Here is a 19,789-nt window from a genome sequence, read left to right as displayed (position 1 = left end):
GGAAAAATCTATATGAATCAGAAAAATTTCAATATTAATAAACCAAGTGAATGGATGAATTGTTTGTCAACTGTTTTAAATAAAGTAGAAACTAAAATAGAAGGAAACATTAGTTCATTTGATGAGTCTTATCTTTATTGCTTAAATTTATTTGAAAAAGTAAAAGCTTCCGGAAATAGGGTTTGGTGGGTTGGAAATGGTGGTAGTGCAGCAATGTGTTCGCATCTTTCACAAGACTTAATGAATAAATTAAAAATAAAATCTTTGTTCTTAAATGATCCCGCATTAATTACTTGTATGGCAAATGATTTTGGATATGAAAATGTCTATTCTAAACCATTAAATTTAATGGCTGAGCCTAATGATATTCTTATTGCAATTTCTAGTTCGGGTAATTCTCAAAATATACTTTCTTGTGTTCAATTGGCAAAAAGTAAAGATATGAAAGTTATATCGTTATCTGGTTTTTCAAATGAAAACAAATTATGGAATACTTATTCTGATATCTCTTTTTATTTAAATTCTCAATTATATGGGATAGTTGAAGTTGGTCATGAAGCATTAATTCATGCAATTATAGAAACTATATTTATTAATCAAAAATTATAAATATTAATCATTATTATATTGTAAATATCATTTTTTAAATTAATAAATAAAAGGATCTATACATCAATGGAAAATTCAATAGGGAAAACAAAAGTAAGTGTTGGGTCTTGGATTACTGTTCCACATCCAACAATTGTAGAGTTAATGTCTTCGTTTGATTTTGATTGGTTATGTATAGATTTAGAGCATTCACCAGTTTCTTACTTAGAGTTGCAAAATGCTATTCAAATCATTCAAGGAAAAGGTAAAAAAGCTTATGTGAGAGTTCCCTTAAACTCCCATTACCATACCAAGTTTCCTTTAGATGCTGGTCCAGATGGCATAATTATTCCTATGGTAAATTCAAAGAAGGAAGCAATGGAAGCTGTTCAGCATTGTTTTTATCCTCCAAAAGGTAAAAGGAGTGTTGGATTAGCAAGGGCTCACAAATTTGGATTTGACTTTAATTCTCACTATAATAAAAATATTCATGAATTAGACTTAATTGTTCAAGTAGAGCATGTAAATGCTGTTGAAGAAATTGATGAAATTCTTTCTGTGCAAGAAATTGCTGGCGTTTTTATTGGCCCCTATGATTTAAGCTCTTCATTAGGCATTCCTGGGCAACTTGATCACCCAAGGCTTCTTGAGTGTATAAAAATAGTTGAAAAAAAAGCATTATTAGCTTCAAAAAAACTAGGTATGCATATAATTCAGCCTGATTCATCAATTTTAGAATCAAATATTGAAAATGGATATAATTTTTTAGCATTCAGTATTGATACCTTATTTTTAGGTCATAATGTTCAAAATCAATTAAGAAAAATAAAAAGATAGAGGTAGTAAAATGCATTTATGTGTTATACCAGCAAGAATGAATAGTTCCAGATTTCCAGGAAAACCATTGTATCCAATAATGGGTTACCCAATGATAGGTCATGTTGCAAAGCGCTGTATATTAAGCAATGTATTTGATCAAGTTTACGTAGCAACTTGTGATAATGAAATTGTAGAATTTTGTAAAAAAAATAATATTCAGGTAGTTATGACATCTTCTAAACATGAAAGAGCTTCTGATAGAGTCCAAGAAGCAACAAATATTATTGAAAGTGAAAATAATTTATCCTTTAATTACGTAACTATGGTACAAGGAGATGAGCCTCTCGTTACGTTTGAAATGCTAAAATTAGCGGTAAGTTCAATTATTTCTACAAATTCAAATATCGTAAATTTACGTTCAATCATAAAAGATGAAGATGAATTTCAATCTCCTAATTGCGTAAAAGTTGTTTGTGATAAAAACGAAAATGCTCTTTATTTTAGTCGTTCTCCTATTCCAAGTCCTGCAAAATGTTCAGGTTCAATTTCAATAAAACCTTACAAACAGATTTGTGTGATTCCCTTTGAAAGAAAATTTTTAGATTTATATAGTGCATTACCTGTTACTGAACTTGAAGAAATAGAATCGGTTGATATGTTAAGAGTGCTTGAAAATGGTTACAAAATATATTGCCCTCAAATAGATGATGAGTCTTATCCTGTAGATGTTTTGAATGATGTCATTAGAGTTGAATTCATGCTTAAAAAATGTGAATTAGTAAAGAGATATATATAATGAATAATTTAGTAGTTGCTGTAACTTCACCGTCTTTTTCAAAAAATAAATATTTAAGAGAAGCTTTACAGAAATTACCTGTTGAAGTTCATTACTATCAAGAAGAAAGACAGGCTAGTTCTGAAATTCTTGCAAATTATTTAAACTCTATTAAAGCCGAAGCTGTTATAGTAGGACTTGAGAAAATAAATGATCAAATTTTAGATAAAAATCCACAACTAAAATTAATAAGTAAATACGGAGTTGGACTAGATAATATTGATCTTAATATAATTAATAAATATGATGTTAAGTTAGGTGTGTCTAGTGGAGTAAATAAAAATTCTGTTGTTGAATTAGTTATGACATTTTCTTTGGGACATAGTAGAAATGTGTTTAATTCAATGAATCTTCTTAGTGCTGGGCAATGGGTTAAAAACGGCGGAAAAGAATTAATTAATTGCAAGTTTGGAATTGTAGGATTAGGTAACATCGGAACACTTCTGGCAAAAAAATTAAAAGCAATAGGATTAAATGATATATATTATAGTGATGTAATAGATAAAAGTGAAATAGAAAAAGACTTAGGAATAACTTACAGAGGTTATGAAGATATTTTAAAAAATTGCGATATTATTTCATTTCATGTTCCTTTAAATCCTTCAACAAAATTTATGTTAAGTAATAATGAAATTAAATTATTAAAACCAGATGCTCTTATAATTAATACTGCAAGAGGAGAAATAATTGATATTGAATCTTGTTGTGATGCTGTTATAAATAAGAAAATTGGGGGATTAGCTTGTGATGTTTTTCCTCACGAGCCATATGATACTTCAAAGTATAAAAATATGCCTAATTTGTATCTCACTCCTCATATTGGTGGTAATTCGATTGAGGCAATTACAAATATGGGAATGGCATCTATTTTACATGTTGAAGAATATTTGAAAAATAAATACAATGAATTAAAATTGATATAAAACTCCTTTTTTGTTTTCTTTGAAATGAGAATTAATAAATGAAATCAAAAAATATTTTAATATTTGCTTATACTGGAATTGGTGATGCAGTTATGCTAATTCCAATAATATTAACCCTTAAAAGAAATTTTCCAGATTCTTGTATTTTTATTGTAACTGATAATAAATATGGATCAGGAGATGTTTTATCAAGCCATGCAAATTGTATTTATAATGATATTCCAAATATTAAATTTGATTTTATAATTAATCCTAAGTTTGGTGGCATAAGTTTAATAAAATTAATTGGTTTATATTTTAAGAGGATATATTTTAGGGAAAAATTTATAACTCATTTCGTTTTTAAATCTAAATTTAGTAATATTATATTTCGTTATATTTTAACTTTTTTAAGAATTAAAACGTATGATTTTAAGTTTTCTATTCATCAAGTTATAAATAATTTATCATTATTAACATTTTTTAATTTTACTGAAAATAAATTAATATTAAATCCAGCTTTTGCTAATAATCATATTTTAAAATTATCTAATGAAATGAAGCAAAAATTTAATTTACCTGATAGGTTTGTAACAATTCAAGTAGGAGCAGCAAATAATACTTTGACTCCAAAAAGATGGCCTATTCAAAATTGGTTATTTCTAATAACTGAAATTAGTAAAAATTTTAAAATTATTTTAGTTGGTGATAAAAATGAAGAAAGTAATGATTTTAATAAATTTGAAGGCGTTTTAAATTTAATTGGTAAAACAAATATTTCAGACTTAATGGGTATTTTAGCTAATTCATCAGTAGTTATAGGATCTGATAGTGGAATTACACATTTAAGTAGTTCATTATCAAAAAATACGTTAGTTCTTTGGGGGCCAACTGCATTTGCTGTATCTCGTCAAATCGGTGTTAACACACAATTTGTCTCTCTTAATTTACCTTGTTCCCCATGTACTTCTGGTTCTTTTTTAAAGTCGGAAAAAGAAGCTTATCTTACATGTCAATACAATGTTAAATGTATGCATGAATTACAACCTAAATATGTTTACAATGAATTTTTAAAAATTTGGAATAAATATGAATGAAAAAGTAGCTGAAATTAAAGAATTATACTGCTCTATTTTTGATTCTTCAGATTGGTTTAATGCTATTTGTGAAAATAGTTCATGGAATTTTGTAGAAATAAAAAATAAAAATGAGACTTTAGCTAGATTACCTTTTTTATTAGAAAAAAAATACGGTATTTTTACTAAAATTAGTTCACCTCCATTAACTCCCTATGTTGGACCTTGGATTAAAAAAAACTCAGCAGAAAAAATATCTACAAAATTGAGTTTTGAATTTGATATTTTGACAAAATTAATTAATGAATTACCCAAAGCAGATATTATTGAATTACCACTACATCATAGTTTTCCATTTATTCATCCATTTATATGGAAAGAATTTACTTTAATTCCTAGATATACTTATATTTTAAATTGTTCAAAAATAACAGAAGACCAGTTGTGGAAAAATTATCTTTCTAAAACTACAAGAAATATTATAAAAAATTCTCAATTGCAGCTAGAGTCAGTTACTTGTGAAGATATAAATTCATTATATAATATTATATCATCAAATTTAATTAGAAAAAATGTCTCAAATTTTATAAATATTAGCCTCCTTAAACATATTTATTCTAGTTTGTCTCAAAAGCAAAAGTGTAAAATCCTTTTTGCAAAAGATAAAGCGTCTTCAGATTTTAATGCAGCTGTATTTTTAGTATGGGATGAGCATTCAATTTATTATCTTCTTGGAGGAGCAAATCAGGAAGGTAGAAAAATGCAATCATTAAGTTTTTTATTATGGGAGTCGCTAAAATTTGCTATCATTGAAAATAAAAATTTTGATTTTGAAGGATCAATTTTAAAAGAAGTTGAATCTTTTATTAGAGGATTTGGTGGAGAACCAACTGTTTATTATGTTGCTAGGAAATTAAGTAAAAAAGCTAAGTTTTTTTATAATTTAAAATCATTAGTTCGCTAATATTAAGAGTAGTTTATGTTATATAGTATTAAAGTTATAATAAGTTCAAATCGCGTGTTTGAAAAAAAATATGTATGGACTCAGATCTTAAAAAATATGTTGAATTATGATATTGAGTTTATTTTGGAAGAGGATGCAAATGTACAGTTTACAAAATTAATTTTAAATAATAATACAGAAATTTCTATTTTAGATAATTTTGAAAATTTTGTAAACCATTTTCCACCAAAAATTGAATTTATTCCAATTTCAGATTTTAAAGTTTCAATACATTCGTATTTTAAAAATATACCTATTTTATATAACAAAAAAAACTCTTTATTTATTGATTATATTTCTGAAAAAAAAATAAAAATAAATTTTGATATTCCATCTATCGCTTATTTTTATTTAGTGCAATACGAAGAAGTAATTAATCAAAAACGAGATGAATATGATAGATTTTCTTTAAAAGATTCTTATTTATTTAAATATCAGATACATAGAAGACCTATAATAAATGAATATGCAGAATTACTTTATTCATTAATGCTTTATTTAGATAACTCTATTCCACAAAGAGTTAGAGATTTTTCTATTAATATATCTCACGATATTGATTTTGCTTTTAGTTATTATAATAAAAATATAAGTCAAATATTTAAAAGTGCAGTTAAAAACGCTATAAATCAAAAATCTTTAAAAGAATTTTACAATAAGTTACTTTCATTTCATAAATTTAATAATGGAGATTTAAAACAAGATCCTTCAAACTCATTTGAATGGATTATGGACGAAGTTGAAAAGGTGGGATTAAAATCCACTTTTTATTTTTTATCAAATGCATATGAAAATTCTATTTATAATCCAGATTATGATTTGACAAGTGATTGTATTAGAAATGTGCTTTTATCTATTAATAAAAGAGGTCATAAAATTGGACTACATGGTGGATTTCCTACATATAATTGTGAGCTAAATTTTCAAAATGAATTAACAAATTTAACACATAATTTAAAAAAAATTAATATACAATTAGAAAATTTATTAGTCCGGCAGCATTGGTTAAAATTTAAAAGTGGTTTAACTCATGAAATTATGAATAATTGCGGAATAAGTGATGATTCTACATTAGGTTTTGTTGAGGATGTCGGCTTTCGATCTGGAATATGTCAATCATACGATATTTTTAGTTGGAAAAATAAAATTTCTTTAAATATGACTGAAACTCCACTCCATGTTATGGAGGGTTCTGTTTTTGATTCCTATGGACTAAATTTAGGAGTAACATTTAAAGCCTATGATGTAATTAACGATGTAAAAAGTATTGTAAAATTTTATGGAGGGACTTTTACTATTTTATGGCATAATACTTACTTGAACTCTCAGGTAAGTAAAGAGTTATTTATTGAGACAATTAAATGAGGTAATAATGAAACTTTTAGGTAGAATAAAAAAATCAATTAAACATATCATATTTGATATATTTAATAATTTATTTAAAAAAGCTTCAAGTTTTAAAGTGGCATTGCATGAGAGAATGTTTCTTATATATGAAATATCACTAGGTGATAATTTGAATTTAAAACTTTATTGCCCAAATATGATTTGTATGTGGAGAGCAAATACTTTTTATTCAAAAGAGCCTGAAACGTTAAATTGGATTTCGTCAATTAAAAAAGGTGAAATTTTTTATGATGTTGGTGCAAATATCGGTTTATATAGTTTGTATGCCGCTAAAATGGGTGTAAAGGTTTTTTCATTTGAGCCAGTAGCTTCAAATTATTGGTTGTTAAATAAGAACACATTTTTAAATTCAATTAAATCTGAAAACATGAAGTGTTATAATTTAGCACTTAGTTCAGAAGATACTTTTGGTTTTATAGACCTAAGTTCTAATGAAGAAGGAAGTGCAATGCACTCAATAGATTTAAATGTTTCAAATAATAGTTTCCGACAGGGAGTTTATTTATCTAAGCTAGATACATTAATAAATGTATATGGTTTTCCAGTACCAAATTATTTAAAAATAGATGTGGATGGTGTTGAAAATAAAATTATTACGGGAGCAGAAAGTTTATTGAGTAATAAAAATTTAAAATCAATTTTAATTGAATTAGATGCTTCTATAGAAGTTGATTTAGAATTAAAGAATAAAATATTATCATATGGATTCAAGTTAAAGCCGAGTTATCCTGGTCAGCATGTGGGCATCGTAATGAACTATATTTTTACAAGAGAAGAATAAATGAAGGAATATAATATTAAATCGGGAAAATATATAGTAAAAGAATATATTCCATGCGTTGATTCTTTGGTTAATGTTGAAACTGGTGAGCATTTTGAATATGAAAATAATTATAATTTAAAAGAATCTAAAGAAATACTTCAAGAATTCTATTCAAAAAAAAATTCTACGACTAATTCATGTATAAAAGATGATTATTTGTATGATAAGATTGATTGGTTTCCTGCGAATGTGTCTTATTTATATTGGACTATATTTGGTCTTTATATTAAATTTAATGAAATTGTAAATTTGTCAATTGATAAAAAAGCAAAATTTTATTTTGAAAATAATTATGACTGTAAAAATTATATTAGTATGATAAATTTATTTTATAATAAAAAAAACTCAGAGCTAGTTTTAAAAAATATAATTTATTATTTTAAATATGTTTTAAATTTATTAATCTTCTTAAGAAATGTATTAATTGTCAATAGTAAATCTGATATTATTCTTTATCGATATGGTTTAAATGATTTTAGAACAAAAGAAATATATGAAGAATTAATTTATGAAGATAAAATTCCTGTTCAAGCACTTGGTTTAAGTTATAAAGAAATTTTGAAAAATTTCTTTAACAGAAATATTTTCATTTTATTTGTATATAATATTAAATATAATAATAAAAGTTATTTAAAGAATGAAAATAAAATATATGACTTTGCACTTGATCAAATTGGAAAAAGAGTAAATTATTTTAGAATGTCATATCAATATTATAAATTTATATTTAAATTTAAATCTTTTAAATTTCTTTTAAGTATTGATGATACAAATTATGTTTATCCATTATTGTATGCCTGTCAAGATTCAGGTATGAAAACCGTTGCATTTCAGCATGGAGCATATACTTCAAGCCATGAAGCTTATTTATTGGACTCATTCAACAACATTAGATGGTTTAATTATCTTATTGTATGGGGTGAATATTGGAAGGATTTTTTACTTAAAAAATCTAATATAATTAATGGAGATAAAATAATAATTGGTGCAAATAAAAACACTTATATGTTAAAACCATTATTAGAGAAAAAGTCTGAAACAAAAAATATTTTAATTCCTTATGAGTTTTTAACGGATACAAAAAAAGTTGGAATATATATAAAAAAATTATTAAATAATGGATTTTCAATTTTTTTTAAAGTACGCTCAGACGAACCAATAAATGATCAAGTTTTTTGTTATGGTTTAAATAAAGATATTTTATTAAATACTAATTTCACTATTATTAAAGATATCAATCCCGAATTAATGGCTGAAATAGATGTTGTTGCAGGCTCAATGACCACTCTTATATTTGATTTAATGATTTATAAGAAACCAATTTGGATTTTTGATCTTGGATATTCCTCATTTCTAAATGATATTATAGAAAATAAAACAGCTACTTTAGTTAACTTAGATAATGATTTTATTGATTTATATGAGAGATCAATAAAAAATGGAATAAATTATGATATTGATTATTATTTTAGCAAAAAAATGTCAATTACAAAAACGTTTTTAAATTTAGTGTATTAAAAATTATTAAAAAGAGAGTTATTTAAATGTGTGGTATTTTTGGTATATTTAAACGCGATTCAAAAGTTTTTAAGTTTGACTCTTCTCATTTATATAAATCTCTACTCCATCGAGGTCCTGATGGACAAGGATATCTATATTATAATAAAGGAAGAAATATTAAGCTTGTAAATGAATTACTTGACTTTAATAGCTCGGAAGTTTTTTTAGCACACTTTAGATTATCTATATTAGATTTATCTGACTCAGGCAGGCAGCCAATGCCCTGCAATGATAAAAGATTTTATATTACTTTTAATGGTGAAATATATAATTATATTGAAATTAGGGAAGAATTAAAAGTTCTTGGTTATGAATTTCAATCAAACTCAGATACAGAAGTATTATTAAATGCTTATAAAGAATGGGGAAAAGACTGTCTTTTAAAACTAAATGGAATGTTTGCTTTTTGTATCTTTGATTCTCAAGAAAGAAAATTATTATTAGCTAGGGACTATTTTGGAATAAAACCTCTATTTTTTTATTTTGATAAAGATTCTTTTGTTTTTGCTTCGGAAATCAAGGCTATTTTATCTGTTTTAGAGTCAAAGCCTTCTATTAATCATCAGGTTGTTCAAACTTACTTACAATATGGTAAGGTAGAAAATACAAAAAATACTTTTTTTAATAATATTTATAAAATAGATCCCTCAAGTTATCTTGAAATTGAAATGGATAAATATAACGAAAATAGCGTTCAATTTATTAAATACTGGAATTTAGAAATTAAACCAGAAATTAAAATATCAAGAAAAGATGCTGAAGAAGAGTTGAGATCAATTTTTGTAGAAAATATAAAACTACATTTAAGAAGTGATGTTCCTGTAGGTTCATGTCTTTCTGGTGGGATTGATTCATCAGCAATTGTTTCAGTAATGCGATATTTAGAACCAAAACTTGAAATTCATACTTTTAGCTTTGTTCCAAATAACGAGAAATTATCTGAAGCAAAATGGATTGATATAGTTAATAAAAAGGTAAAAGCTATTCCTCATTTGATATCTCCAGATCAAAATGATTTAATCATTGATTTTGATAAAATTATAATTGCTCAGGATGAACCCTTTGCAAGTTCTTCCATATTTGCTCAATATCAAATTATGAAGTTAGCAAAAGAAAATAATATTAAAGTGTTATTAGATGGACAGGGAAGTGATGAAATATTTGCAGGATATCCATATTATTCAGTTGCTAAAGTTGCTAATTTTGTTCGTAATGGAAATTTAATATCCGCTTGTAGGTTAAAGAATAGATTATCCTTATTACCTTCAAGAGAAATATCTTGGGCACAAGTGTGTTCATGGTTATTACCTAATTATTTCCACAATAATTTAATTCCTAGCATTAAAAAATTAATGAATAAAAATATTTTAAGCAAAAATTGGTTTAAAGAGGAATGGTTTTTAGAAAGAAATAATGAGAAATTAGTATATCCTTTTGAACAAAGAAATAGAATAAGCAAAAATTTGTTTAGAGAAGAACTCGCTTTGACAGTTAAAACTTTAAATGTTCCAGAATTATTAAGATATGAGGATAGAAATTCAATGGCTTTTTCTGTTGAAAGTAGAGTTCCTTTTTTGACAAAAAATTTAGTAGAGTATGGTTTGTCTTTACCTGCAGAATATTTATTAGATGAAAATGGTACAACTAAATCGATTTTTCGTTCAGCTCTTAATGGAATAGTTCCAAGTGAAATTCTTGAGAGAAAAGATAAAATTGGTTTTCAAGCTCCAGAAGAGATTTGGATTAAATCTTTAAAAAATTGGGTACTTGAAATTTTAAATAGTGAAACAGCAAATAATATTCCATTTTTAAATATTAATATAATAAGACAATATGCAGATAATTTTATAGAAAATAGAATTCATTTTGACTCTGCTATTTGGCGTGTTTTAGTATTTATTCGTTGGTCAGAGTTGTATTCAATTCAATACGAAAAAAATTAATTATTTTAAGCATTTAAACTATTTTTATTATTTCTATTTTTTAATAATTTTATTTTAGAAAGAATGATTAGGTAAATAAAAGAAAAGCATATGCCTATGAATAATGAAAGAAAAATAATGTAGTTTTTTAAATTGGTTTCGAGCGGAATGTAAGCTTCATTTGGTATATAAGTTTCAAAGCTAGATACATTTGGTAAGTAGTTTTGTTCTAAAATTGAAAACATTTTTTTTACATTATTTAATTCGGTAATTGTATAATAATAATTATCATTTGACTCTTTTAATAATTTATTAAATTCAGTTTCTGATATTTTATTGCTTGATTTGATTTCATTTAGAAAAATAAGACTTATTTTTCTAATTTTAAGACTTAAAGTGATTATATTATCAATGCTATATTGTGATTTAGTTAAATTATCACTATAGTAGTCTTTAAATGAGTCAGAAAGTAAAATATTTGCATATGAGCTAAATTTATTATTTGTTTTTTCCTGTAGATCTTTAATGTATTTTAAATATTTAAGTATTATTTGCGCTTCGCTATTGAATGCGGCTTCAGATATATTCCTAGAATTTTTTAAATTTTCATTTAAAATAGAGGAGACATATAAATTATTTTTAAGAAAAATTTGATTTCTTTCGTCAATTTTTTTATTAAGTGTGACTAAGAAATTATTTATTTTTTCATTATCGAAGTTTTCTAGTGATGTTATTGTTATTGAGGATGTTCTAACACTTGAGTTCCCTATTAATATAGCTTTACTATTTTCATTTTTAAAGGTTTCTCTTATGGAATTATTGCATAATTCTTGAATAGATTGAATATAATAATCTAAATTTACTATTTGTGTGTTAACTCCGTTTTCTAATGCATTTTGATAGGTTATTTTTACTGGAATTATTGCTTTATAACTTTTTTTGTTAGACTTTATTGAAAAAAAAATTCCACATGTTGAAATAATTAAACATATGAATATAGTAGCTTTCCAGTTTCTTTTGAAAAGATTTATAATATCAATGTGATTTAAGTCCATATAATTCCTTTTTTATTTTTCATCAATTATTTGAATTGAATAGTTTGAAATTACTTCTTCTAAATAGGGCTCCCATGAATCTTGTTCAATTTGAAAAATATCATTAATTTTTTTACAAGAAAGAACAGAATTTTTGGGTCTTGTAGCTTTACATGGATATTCAGATGTACTAATTGGAGATATATTCCTGATTTTCAGGCTCATATATTTATTGCCTATGTCAACTATTTTTTTTGCAAAATCATACCAAGTAACAATTTCAGAATTTGAATAGTGGTATATCCCATATTGTTTTTCATTTATATTTGACTTAGTAATGTTATAAATAACTTGGGCTATGCTTTTAGCGGATGTTGGGCAGCCTTTTTGATCAGCAACAATGTTTAAACTTTCTTTTTCTTTTGATAGTTTTAATATTGTTTTAACAAAATTATTTCCATATTTACCAAAAACCCAACTTACTCTTAAAATAAAATATTTTTTTAAATTAAAAATAATCTCTTTTTCTGCTAATTCCTTGCTAATTCCATAAACAGATAATGGGAGTGTTTCATCTATTTCAGAATATACTTCTTTTTCACCAGAGAATACATAATCTGTCGATAAATGAATAAGAGGTAAATCGAGTTCTTTACACAACATGCATAGATTCTTTACGCCTATATGATTTGTTTGTAGGGCTTGATCTTTTTCGTCTTCAGCTTTATCTACAGCTGTATATGCAGCACAATTAATAATGAAATCGACTCCTTTAAAAATATTTTTGTATTCATTAATATGATCTATATTTGATATATCTAATTTTTTTGAAGAGTAAAATATAACATTATCACCATTTTCAGAAAATATTTTAAAGATATCATTCCCAATTTGTCCGCTTTTACCAAATAAAAATATATTCATTTAAGAGTCCAATTTAAATTTTTATTATCATTTTATAACTGAATATTTTGGAAGTTTTGTATTATCAATATCTGTTAAAGAAATATTTTCGGCATCTTTAAATGATAGTATTGGTTCATTTAATAATGGCCAATTGATTTGAATTTTTGAATCATTCCATTGAATTCCATATTCATCTTTATTATTATAAAAGTCTGAGCATTTGTAATGAATATCTGCAAAGTCGCTTAAAACATAAAAGCCATGTGCAAATCCTTCAGGGATAAATAATTGATTATGATTTTCATCATTTAATTCAGTGCCGTACCATTGCCCAAATGTTGGAGAACCAATTCTTATGTCAATTGCGACATCAAAAATAGCTCCTCTTAAAACAGTTATTAGTTTTGCTTGAGGGTTATTTAATTGATAATGCATTCCTCTTAAAGTTCCTTTTTTAGATCTTGAAATATTATCTTGTACAAAAGTGCATGTGATACCTAATTCTTTATATTTTAATTCATGATAGTTTTCATAAAAAAAACCTCTATCATCATTAAAAACAACTGGCGAAATAAGAATAATTTCATTTAAAAAATTTTTTTTTGTTAACATAAAGATCCTTTATTTAAAATTTTAAAGATAATAAATATTATCCTGAGTAGCTTTTAATAACTACCTCTTTGACTAACAAGCTTGAATTGTAATAGATTAAGTAAAATTAATCTATTAACTAAATTTATAATATTTTAATATACCAACCTCAATCCAGCTAATGTTGTTAATGCAATCCAAGCTAAAGCAATTATACATATAAAATGAATTTTGTAAAAAAACATCTCATGTCTTTTAGATAATGTTCTAAGTGCTGCAAATAATACCAAACTTCTAAGGGCAATAATATTTAATTTGTATTCATTTTGAATATCTGTAGGTAATAAAAGTAAAATTAAAGGTAAAATTGCCAATAGAAAATCAGTTGGTGCTATAACAAGATATTTTCTTTTAAATGTTACAATGAAAAATCCTAGTGTACTTATAATTAGCCAAATAAATAATAAATTATATGCCTCTTGAAGATTATACTTTTTTCCTAAAATTTCTATCCAAATAATATTAGAATTATTTGCAGTTAATAATATTGTTGATGATATTGCTATTAAAAAAGATTCAAAAAAGCTATAAGATTTTTTCAAAAATAGAGTGCATATCATCACAATGCACATTGCAGCTGCGGAAAGCCCTACAATTTTTGGGGCTATTCCAGAGAGTAAAGGCGCCGCTAATAAAATGCAATATATGGTATATCTATTAAGATGTTCCCAGTATTTTAATATAAAAGAAATTTTAGGTCCTGCCGTTTTTTGAGAAGTAAGAAAAATTTTATATCCAGCTAAATTTGTAATAAAACCTTCATTTAACTTCAAAGAGAAAACTATACAAGTTGTTAATAAAATAATTCCTACCACTGGTGTCCAATTTAATGGATATTGAGGATAAGCAATCGGTAAAATTCCTAGAATTCCAAAAAATAGCATTAGAAAGTAAACAGCAACAACGCTTTGAGGATGACTAAAGCCTATTTTCATTAATGAATGATGAAAATGTCTTTTATCTGGTTTCATTGGGTTTTTACCCTCTAAAAGACGAGTTATAATAACATGAGCTGTATCAAATATAGGAATGGAAAGACATAGTATGATGCTTAAAATAGGAATAATATTTGAGCTTCCGTTATTAATTAATAACCATTGATTTGATTTTTCAATTACAATAGAATTATTTATGATTAAAATAATAAAAATACCAATCATAAATCCAAGCCAATTGCTACCCGAATCGCCCATAAAAATACTTGAAGGATGAGTGTTATATTTTAAAAATCCTAATATAGCTCCAATGATTGGAATACTGAATATAATTAATAAATTAATATTATGCGTGCTTAAAAAGTGTATATAACTTAATAAAGATATGCCAATTAATACTACGCCACCAGCTAATCCATCTAATCCATCAATCATATTAATTGAATTAATAGCACCAATTATAATAAAAACAGAAAGTAAAAATCCAATCATGTAGGGTAAATGAATAGAATTTACAGAAGTAATGGCAATGCTATTAATTTCTAAATTTGATAATAAAACTACAAAAATAGAAGCAGATAATTGAATAAATAATCTAAATTTTGCTGAAAGTGTTTTTAAATCATCAATAAGACCAATAATAAACATTAAAAAAGAGCAAATATAAATAGCAGCCATATTCGAAGGTAGTTTCCAAATGGCAAGGCTAATAAAGAAAGCTGAAACAATTGCAATTCCACCGAGGCGAGGAATTGGAGTTGTATGAACCCTTCTTGGTGTTTGTTTTATTTTATTATTATTAGAAAATTCTTCTACTAATAGTGTGTCATTGGAGTGCGCTCCATCCGGTAGATCATACAAGCGTTTTGCTTTTGCAAAACGGATTAAAATTGGAGCAATCACTAGAGAAAGAGCAAATGCGGTAAGAAATATAAGTATAGTATAGATTCCGCTCAAAATATAGGCTCCAATAATTTAATTTTAAAGCGATTGATTATTTACTTTTTTGGTAAATAAACAAAAAGTAATTTTTTATTTTAATTTTGATACATAAAGATTATTTTTAATAAAAAACCTCCAATTATAATCTATACCCTTTGAAATTCCGACTCTATGGGAACTTCCAATCCTATTGTCAGGAACTTCGATTCCTTTTTCAAGCCAAAGGTTATTTTCTTTCGAAAATAAAATTCCATTTTGATCCTTTTTTATATCAAGGTACTTACATAATTTACCAGGACCAGACGCTTCAAAAGAAGACTTTTGTAAATCTATAGCTCTAATAAGCACAGCTTGTCCACTGCCTTTGATTCCAGTAACTATATTTAAACAATAATGTATACCATATATAAGATAAACATAAGAAATGCCCCCTTCTTCAAACATAGGAGCAGTACGTTTTGTAATTCCATTAAATGCATGGCACGCAGGATCATCTTGCATATAGGCTTCTGTTTCTACAATGATACCTGTTTTGAATTCACCGTTTTTTGTAATTCGACAAATTTTCATTCCTAATATTTTTGGGGCAACTTCAGTAGCATTTTGAATAAAAAATTCTTTTTTTATTTGGCACATAAATATTTATTCTTTTTAAATATAAAATAAACACACTCTGATATCAATTCCACCTTGAGTGAAATGAAATGTTTCTGATTCCTTGCAAAATAGATTTCTACAAAAGATAGACCATGTTTCTTCATTAGGACATAATATAAATCCAAGTATATTTGAATTCACTTTTTTAGTTGTTTTAGATAATTCATTAAGCTTATTTGCAATGTTTTTATACAAATTGGCAGAGTCTGAATTGCTTCCTATGCGGATTCCATAGGGTGGATTTAGTGGAATAAAAAGATTTCCAATAAAATTTAATTTAGTAAAATCCATTTTTAAAAAATTTTCACGATTTAACAATGAATTATTATTAATATCAAAAAAAGGAATATGAGCCTCAAGATTATGATTTGAAATTAAGTTTTTATAACTTGTTATATTTTCTAATAAGGCATCATTTGCATTTTTTGAGTTATCATTACAAATAATATTTAAATTATTTTTAGTACTTAATGAAGATATTTCTTTAAAAAATAAGCAGTTTTCTTTTGCTTTTTTTAATAAAAAATTAAAATTTTCTGGCTTGAATAAGGGCATCTTTTGTAGAGCAAATTCTCTCTTTAAAAGCGCTGGGGCGCAGTTATATTTATATTGAAGATATTCAAAAGCAAATGTACCAGTACCTGAAAAAGGGATAAATAAATTATGAATATCAAAATTTTCATTTATTTTTTTTACGAATTGCATACTTTTTAAAAGTAAACATGATGCATAATCTTCTCTTAAAGGAGCGCTGGCGCTTAATGTGCCTCGATATCCTCTTTTATACAGTGGATCTCCTGCTAAGGAAATACTTACAGTTAATTTATCTTTGTATAAATCTGCAAATACACAAGTTGTTTCGCTGGTATTTTCTCCACTTACAATTTCTTTCACCGAATCTTTTAAAATAGAACTTAAAATTTCTTTTAAACCAGTTTCATGAAAGGCTTTACTAGCAACAGAATCTACTTTTAATTTAAGAGACATAGATTCATTAATAAATAAATTCCAGTTAATACTTTTACAGTGTTTTTCAAAGGCTTCTTTTCCTACACATTTGCCTTCAAAAATAACAAGTCTAATATCAGTAAGACATAAACTTCTCATTAATAATTCTGTAATAGAAAACATATGTATATTTTCTATAAGGATTTCATTTTTAAGGAGAGTGCTTTTGCTATTAAATTTTTGAGGAAACCATAAATTATTTAAAATTTGCTCTGTTTCATATAAAGCAATTGATCCTAAGCCAGCAGGAAAGATTAGCTTAGCTACTTGTGATTTTCCATAAATATATTTTTTTATTTTGCGATCTAAATTTTCTTCTATTTTAATATTCATCTGGAACCTATTTTTTCTTTATTATGGTAAATATTACAATGGATATAGTTTTCTTCATCATTTAATTGATGTTGGATTTCTATAAAATCATTTTCTTTTAATGATTTTTTTAAAGGGATTGCTATAGGGCTCCAATGGGCACAAGCATCATTTTCGGATACTAACGAAGAAATAAAAATATCATCCGTGAGTTCAACTCTGAACCAAATTAAAGCTATTGAATTTTGACAATCTTTAGTTATTTTAATCGTTTTTTTACCAAAAAAAGGATGTTTATTTAAATCTTTTGAAAAATAAGGAGGTGGATCTAATCTTGTTTCGCCAATCACTGTAGATTTTGTTGCTTTATTGAAATCGCTTTTTCCTAATGCCAATGAAAAAGAAATATCTTCAAGATCAAGTGTATTACCAGCAGAAATTAAAAAATCATTTAAAAATGTTTCTTTAAAGAATTTTTTATCTTTAAAATTTTGAAATGCTTGAATTCGATGAAGAGCTGGATTGGATTGAATATCTACGATATCAAAAAATACTGTTACCTTTTTAGGAATACACGTTATGGTTTTATTAAAGAAACGAGATCCGATTTCCCTTAGGGTAGGAATAACTCCTTCTTGAAAAGGATCATTGCCAAATAATTCACTTACAATAATAGAAATATCGTCATTTAATTTTACATCAAAGCTGTTTATATTATGTAGAACAAAGTTTTTATTTGATGCCTGCAGATCTAATTTTTGGAATATAGGTTTAATATTATTTGCTGCACTTGTTTCTTCAATAGCAATTACTTTTTTTGCTCCTAAATGAAGTGATATTCCTGATAGAAATCCAGTACCCGATCCCACATCTAACACAATAGAGGATGGGTTTATATGCTTTTTCAGTGAGTTAAAATATGCTTCTGATCGATATTTATCGGCAAGCATGGTCCATTGAGCCCAAGGATCCCCAAAGCCATCGGATTGCATGTGCTTTGTTTGTGAATCATTCTCTTTTATTAGGATACCAGCTCCAACAAGATCGTCTATTAATGCTTCGCACTCTTCTTCCAAAGGCAAATTTGTAGATACATTTTTAAAATGATTATTTAAATGCTTAGGAATGTCTTTTAAAGTTAAATTAAGATTTTTATTTGATAGCAGACTTATAATAGACAAGACTTCAGGAGCCATGTAAAACTCTCCAGAAGAACTTGAAATTGAAGCGTATGAATTTCCGTCCTCTGCAATTCTAAAGCGGAGACCTTTTGCTACCTTAAGCTTAAGTATTTGTTGTTTAGTATTTTGCTTGGACATAGCTATCCTTTGTGGTTAGAAGGGATCCTTAATAAAGAAGCGACGAAGGTTTGTCGCATGGGAAGGTATCAAAATGCAAACAAAAAATATTTTAGAGGCAATAGGTAAAACTCCATTAGTAAAAATTAATCGCTTATTTCAAAAGCAAAATGTGGAAGTTTATGCAAAATGTGAATTTTTAAATCCAGGTGGTTCTGTAAAAGATCGCATTGGCTATCAAATGGTATTAGATGCTCAAAAGTCCGGACGAATTAAGCCAGGTGATATTTTAATTGAACCAACAAGTGGAAACACAGGAATAGGTATTGCTTTAGCGGGAGCTGTTTTAGGTTATAGAGTTATCATTACTCTGCCTGAAAAAATGAGCAAAGAAAAACAAGTTGTTCTTGCTGCTCTTGGTGCTGAAATTATTAGAACACCTACAGAAGCAGCATTTGATGCTCCTGAAAGCCATATTTCTATTGCAAATAAACTGGCAAAAGAATTGCCAAATGCTCATGTGCTTGATCAATATGCAAATCCATCCAATTGTGATGCTCATTACCGTTTTACAGCTCAAGAAATTATAGATGATTTAGGAATGGTTCCAGATTATTTAGTCGCAGGAGCAGGAACGGGCGGTACTATTACAGGAATAGCAAGAAAATTTAAAGAATTAAAACCATCTTGTAAAATTATCGGGTGTGATCCTGTTGGCAGTATTTTAGGGGGCGGTACAGATGTTGGTACTTACCAAGTTGAGGGTATAGGGTACGACTTTTTTCCAAAGGCATTGGATGTTTCTTTAATTGATCAATGGATTAAAACGACAGATGAGCCTAGTTTTAAATGGGCAAGAAGAGCAATTCGTGAAGAAGGATTTTTATGTGGCGGAAGTTCTGGAACAGCTCTTTATGGAGTAAATGAAATTATTGACCATGTTCCAAGCGGATCAAAAATTGTTGTTATTTTACCAGATGGTATTCGTAACTACATGACAAAAATGATGGATAACGATTGGTTATCTAAATTGAGTTTTAAAGAAGCAGTTTTGAAAAATAATGTTTATTCTAAATAAATATTATTAGAAATGGCATAATCAATTGAGGTT

At 26.5% G+C, this 19,789-nt stretch carries 18 protein-coding genes; 11 read left to right on the top strand and 7 right to left on the bottom strand.

Going from position 1 to position 19,789, the window contains the following annotated elements; all coding sequences use genetic code 11:
- Nucleotides 1–12: 12 nt before the first annotated feature.
- The 10 genes from GCL60_RS13650 to asnB all read left to right on the top strand — a co-directional run bounded on the left by GCL60_RS13650 (nucleotide 13) and on the right by asnB (nucleotide 10,956).
- Entirely contained in the window at nucleotides 13–609 is a 597-nt protein-coding gene (locus GCL60_RS13650; RefSeq protein WP_153421233.1) for an SIS domain-containing protein, read from the top strand.
- A 66-nt stretch (nucleotides 610–675) separates the two neighbouring features.
- Nucleotides 676–1,425 carry an HpcH/HpaI aldolase family protein gene (locus tag GCL60_RS13645; protein WP_153421232.1) on the top strand — a complete coding sequence of 250 codons (750 nt, stop codon included), beginning with the start codon at nucleotides 676–678 and terminating at the stop codon, nucleotides 1,423–1,425.
- A gap of 10 nt (nucleotides 1,426–1,435) precedes the next feature.
- Nucleotides 1,436–2,203: a 3-deoxy-manno-octulosonate cytidylyltransferase gene (gene kdsB / locus GCL60_RS13640; protein WP_153421231.1), complete on the top strand. Its 768-nt coding sequence runs from the start codon at nucleotides 1,436–1,438 to the stop codon at nucleotides 2,201–2,203.
- Complete coding sequence (locus GCL60_RS13635; RefSeq protein WP_153421230.1) at nucleotides 2,203–3,165, top strand: NAD(P)-dependent oxidoreductase; 963 nt, start codon at nucleotides 2,203–2,205, stop codon at nucleotides 3,163–3,165. Before kdsB ends, GCL60_RS13635 begins: the two co-directional genes overlap by 1 nt.
- Nucleotides 3,166–3,203: 38 nt before the next feature.
- The gene (locus GCL60_RS13630; RefSeq protein WP_153421229.1) at nucleotides 3,204–4,241 is read left to right on the top strand and encodes a glycosyltransferase family 9 protein; all 1,038 of its coding nucleotides are present in this window, start codon (nucleotides 3,204–3,206) and stop codon (nucleotides 4,239–4,241) included.
- On the top strand, nucleotides 4,234–5,184 hold the full coding sequence (locus GCL60_RS13625; RefSeq protein WP_153421228.1) for a hypothetical protein: 951 nt from the start codon (nucleotides 4,234–4,236) through the stop codon (nucleotides 5,182–5,184). Before GCL60_RS13630 ends, GCL60_RS13625 begins: the two co-directional genes overlap by 8 nt.
- Before the next feature lie 15 nt (nucleotides 5,185–5,199).
- Nucleotides 5,200–6,588 carry a DUF7033 domain-containing protein gene (locus GCL60_RS13620; RefSeq protein ID WP_153421227.1) on the top strand — a complete coding sequence of 463 codons (1,389 nt, stop codon included), beginning with the start codon at nucleotides 5,200–5,202 and terminating at the stop codon, nucleotides 6,586–6,588.
- Between the two features lie 7 nt (nucleotides 6,589–6,595).
- Nucleotides 6,596–7,411, top strand: a complete 816-nt coding sequence (locus GCL60_RS13615) for an FkbM family methyltransferase (protein ID WP_153421226.1) — start codon at nucleotides 6,596–6,598, stop codon at nucleotides 7,409–7,411.
- Nucleotides 7,412–8,971 (top strand): hypothetical protein, encoded by a 1,560-nt coding sequence (locus GCL60_RS13610; protein ID WP_153421225.1) that lies wholly within the window; start codon nucleotides 7,412–7,414, stop codon nucleotides 8,969–8,971.
- 26 nt (nucleotides 8,972–8,997) lie between these two features.
- Nucleotides 8,998–10,956, top strand: coding sequence for an asparagine synthase (glutamine-hydrolyzing) (asnB, locus tag GCL60_RS13605; RefSeq protein ID WP_153421224.1), 1,959 nt, complete (start codon nucleotides 8,998–9,000; stop codon nucleotides 10,954–10,956).
- Nucleotides 10,957–10,961: 5 nt separating this feature from the next.
- On the opposite strand, the gene GCL60_RS13600 is transcribed toward asnB, so the two are convergent.
- The 7 genes from GCL60_RS13600 to GCL60_RS13570 form a co-directional block, all read right to left on the bottom strand.
- Entirely contained in the window at nucleotides 10,962–11,990 is a 1,029-nt protein-coding gene (locus GCL60_RS13600; RefSeq protein ID WP_153421223.1) for a hypothetical protein, read from the bottom strand.
- A 12-nt stretch (nucleotides 11,991–12,002) separates the two neighbouring features.
- On the bottom strand, nucleotides 12,003–12,893 hold the full coding sequence (gene rfbD, locus GCL60_RS13595) for a dTDP-4-dehydrorhamnose reductase (protein WP_153421222.1): 891 nt from the start codon (nucleotides 12,891–12,893) through the stop codon (nucleotides 12,003–12,005).
- 27 nt (nucleotides 12,894–12,920) lie between these two features.
- The gene (rfbC, locus tag GCL60_RS13590) at nucleotides 12,921–13,487 is read right to left on the bottom strand and encodes a dTDP-4-dehydrorhamnose 3,5-epimerase (protein WP_153421221.1); all 567 of its coding nucleotides are present in this window, start codon (nucleotides 13,485–13,487) and stop codon (nucleotides 12,921–12,923) included.
- Between the two features lie 134 nt (nucleotides 13,488–13,621).
- A complete protein-coding gene (locus GCL60_RS13585; RefSeq protein WP_153421220.1) occupies nucleotides 13,622–15,418 on the bottom strand; it encodes a glycosyltransferase family 4 protein in 1,797 nt (598 codons plus the stop codon).
- Between the two features lie 75 nt (nucleotides 15,419–15,493).
- Nucleotides 15,494–16,039, bottom strand: a complete 546-nt coding sequence (locus GCL60_RS13580; RefSeq protein WP_153421219.1) for a DNA-3-methyladenine glycosylase — start codon at nucleotides 16,037–16,039, stop codon at nucleotides 15,494–15,496.
- Nucleotides 16,040–16,054: 15 nt separating this feature from the next.
- Nucleotides 16,055–17,401 carry a hypothetical protein gene (locus tag GCL60_RS13575; protein WP_153421218.1) on the bottom strand — a complete coding sequence of 449 codons (1,347 nt, stop codon included), beginning with the start codon at nucleotides 17,399–17,401 and terminating at the stop codon, nucleotides 16,055–16,057.
- Nucleotides 17,398–18,699 (bottom strand): SAM-dependent methyltransferase, encoded by a 1,302-nt coding sequence (locus tag GCL60_RS13570; protein WP_153421217.1) that lies wholly within the window; start codon nucleotides 18,697–18,699, stop codon nucleotides 17,398–17,400. Before GCL60_RS13570 ends, GCL60_RS13575 begins: the two co-directional genes overlap by 4 nt.
- Before the next feature lie 73 nt (nucleotides 18,700–18,772).
- On the opposite strand from GCL60_RS13570, the gene GCL60_RS13565 reads away from it, so the two are divergent.
- Nucleotides 18,773–19,756: a pyridoxal-phosphate dependent enzyme gene (locus GCL60_RS13565; protein WP_153421216.1), complete on the top strand. Its 984-nt coding sequence runs from the start codon at nucleotides 18,773–18,775 to the stop codon at nucleotides 19,754–19,756.
- Nucleotides 19,757–19,789 lie beyond the last annotated feature (33 nt).

It is taken from the genome of Silvanigrella paludirubra (genome assembly GCF_009208775.1).
Taxonomy (GTDB): domain Bacteria; phylum Bdellovibrionota_B; class Oligoflexia; order Silvanigrellales; family Silvanigrellaceae; genus Silvanigrella; species Silvanigrella paludirubra.
The sequence above is the reverse complement of the archived record's forward strand: the minus strand, read 5'-3'. Positions and strand labels throughout refer to the sequence as shown.

Excerpts from the sequence above, each read along its gene's own strand:
- GCL60_RS13635 (WP_153421230.1), top strand. The coding sequence starts at position 2,203 with ATGAATAATTTAGTAGTTGCTGTAACTTCACCGTCTTTTTCAAAAAAT.
- GCL60_RS13600 (WP_153421223.1), bottom strand. The coding sequence starts at position 11,990 with ATGGACTTAAATCACATTGATATTATAAATCTTTTCAAAAGAAACTGG.
- GCL60_RS13650 (WP_153421233.1), top strand. The coding sequence starts at position 13 with ATGAATCAGAAAAATTTCAATATTAATAAACCAAGTGAATGGATGAAT.
- GCL60_RS13620 (WP_153421227.1), top strand. The coding sequence starts at position 5,200 with ATGTTATATAGTATTAAAGTTATAATAAGTTCAAATCGCGTGTTTGAA.
- asnB (WP_153421224.1), top strand. The coding sequence starts at position 8,998 with ATGTGTGGTATTTTTGGTATATTTAAACGCGATTCAAAAGTTTTTAAG.
- GCL60_RS13625 (WP_153421228.1), top strand. The coding sequence starts at position 4,234 with ATGAATGAAAAAGTAGCTGAAATTAAAGAATTATACTGCTCTATTTTT.
- rfbD (WP_153421222.1), bottom strand. The coding sequence starts at position 12,893 with ATGAATATATTTTTATTTGGTAAAAGCGGACAAATTGGGAATGATATC.
- GCL60_RS13570 (WP_153421217.1), bottom strand. The coding sequence starts at position 18,699 with ATGTCCAAGCAAAATACTAAACAACAAATACTTAAGCTTAAGGTAGCA.
- GCL60_RS13645 (WP_153421232.1), top strand. The coding sequence starts at position 676 with ATGGAAAATTCAATAGGGAAAACAAAAGTAAGTGTTGGGTCTTGGATT.
- GCL60_RS13575 (WP_153421218.1), bottom strand. The coding sequence starts at position 17,401 with ATGAATATTAAAATAGAAGAAAATTTAGATCGCAAAATAAAAAAATAT.
- GCL60_RS13580 (WP_153421219.1), bottom strand. The coding sequence starts at position 16,039 with ATGTGCCAAATAAAAAAAGAATTTTTTATTCAAAATGCTACTGAAGTT.
- GCL60_RS13615 (WP_153421226.1), top strand. The coding sequence starts at position 6,596 with ATGAAACTTTTAGGTAGAATAAAAAAATCAATTAAACATATCATATTT.
- GCL60_RS13610 (WP_153421225.1), top strand. The coding sequence starts at position 7,412 with ATGAAGGAATATAATATTAAATCGGGAAAATATATAGTAAAAGAATAT.
- GCL60_RS13630 (WP_153421229.1), top strand. The coding sequence starts at position 3,204 with ATGAAATCAAAAAATATTTTAATATTTGCTTATACTGGAATTGGTGAT.
- rfbC (WP_153421221.1), bottom strand. The coding sequence starts at position 13,487 with ATGTTAACAAAAAAAAATTTTTTAAATGAAATTATTCTTATTTCGCCA.
- GCL60_RS13565 (WP_153421216.1), top strand. The coding sequence starts at position 18,773 with ATGCAAACAAAAAATATTTTAGAGGCAATAGGTAAAACTCCATTAGTA.
- kdsB (WP_153421231.1), top strand. The coding sequence starts at position 1,436 with ATGCATTTATGTGTTATACCAGCAAGAATGAATAGTTCCAGATTTCCA.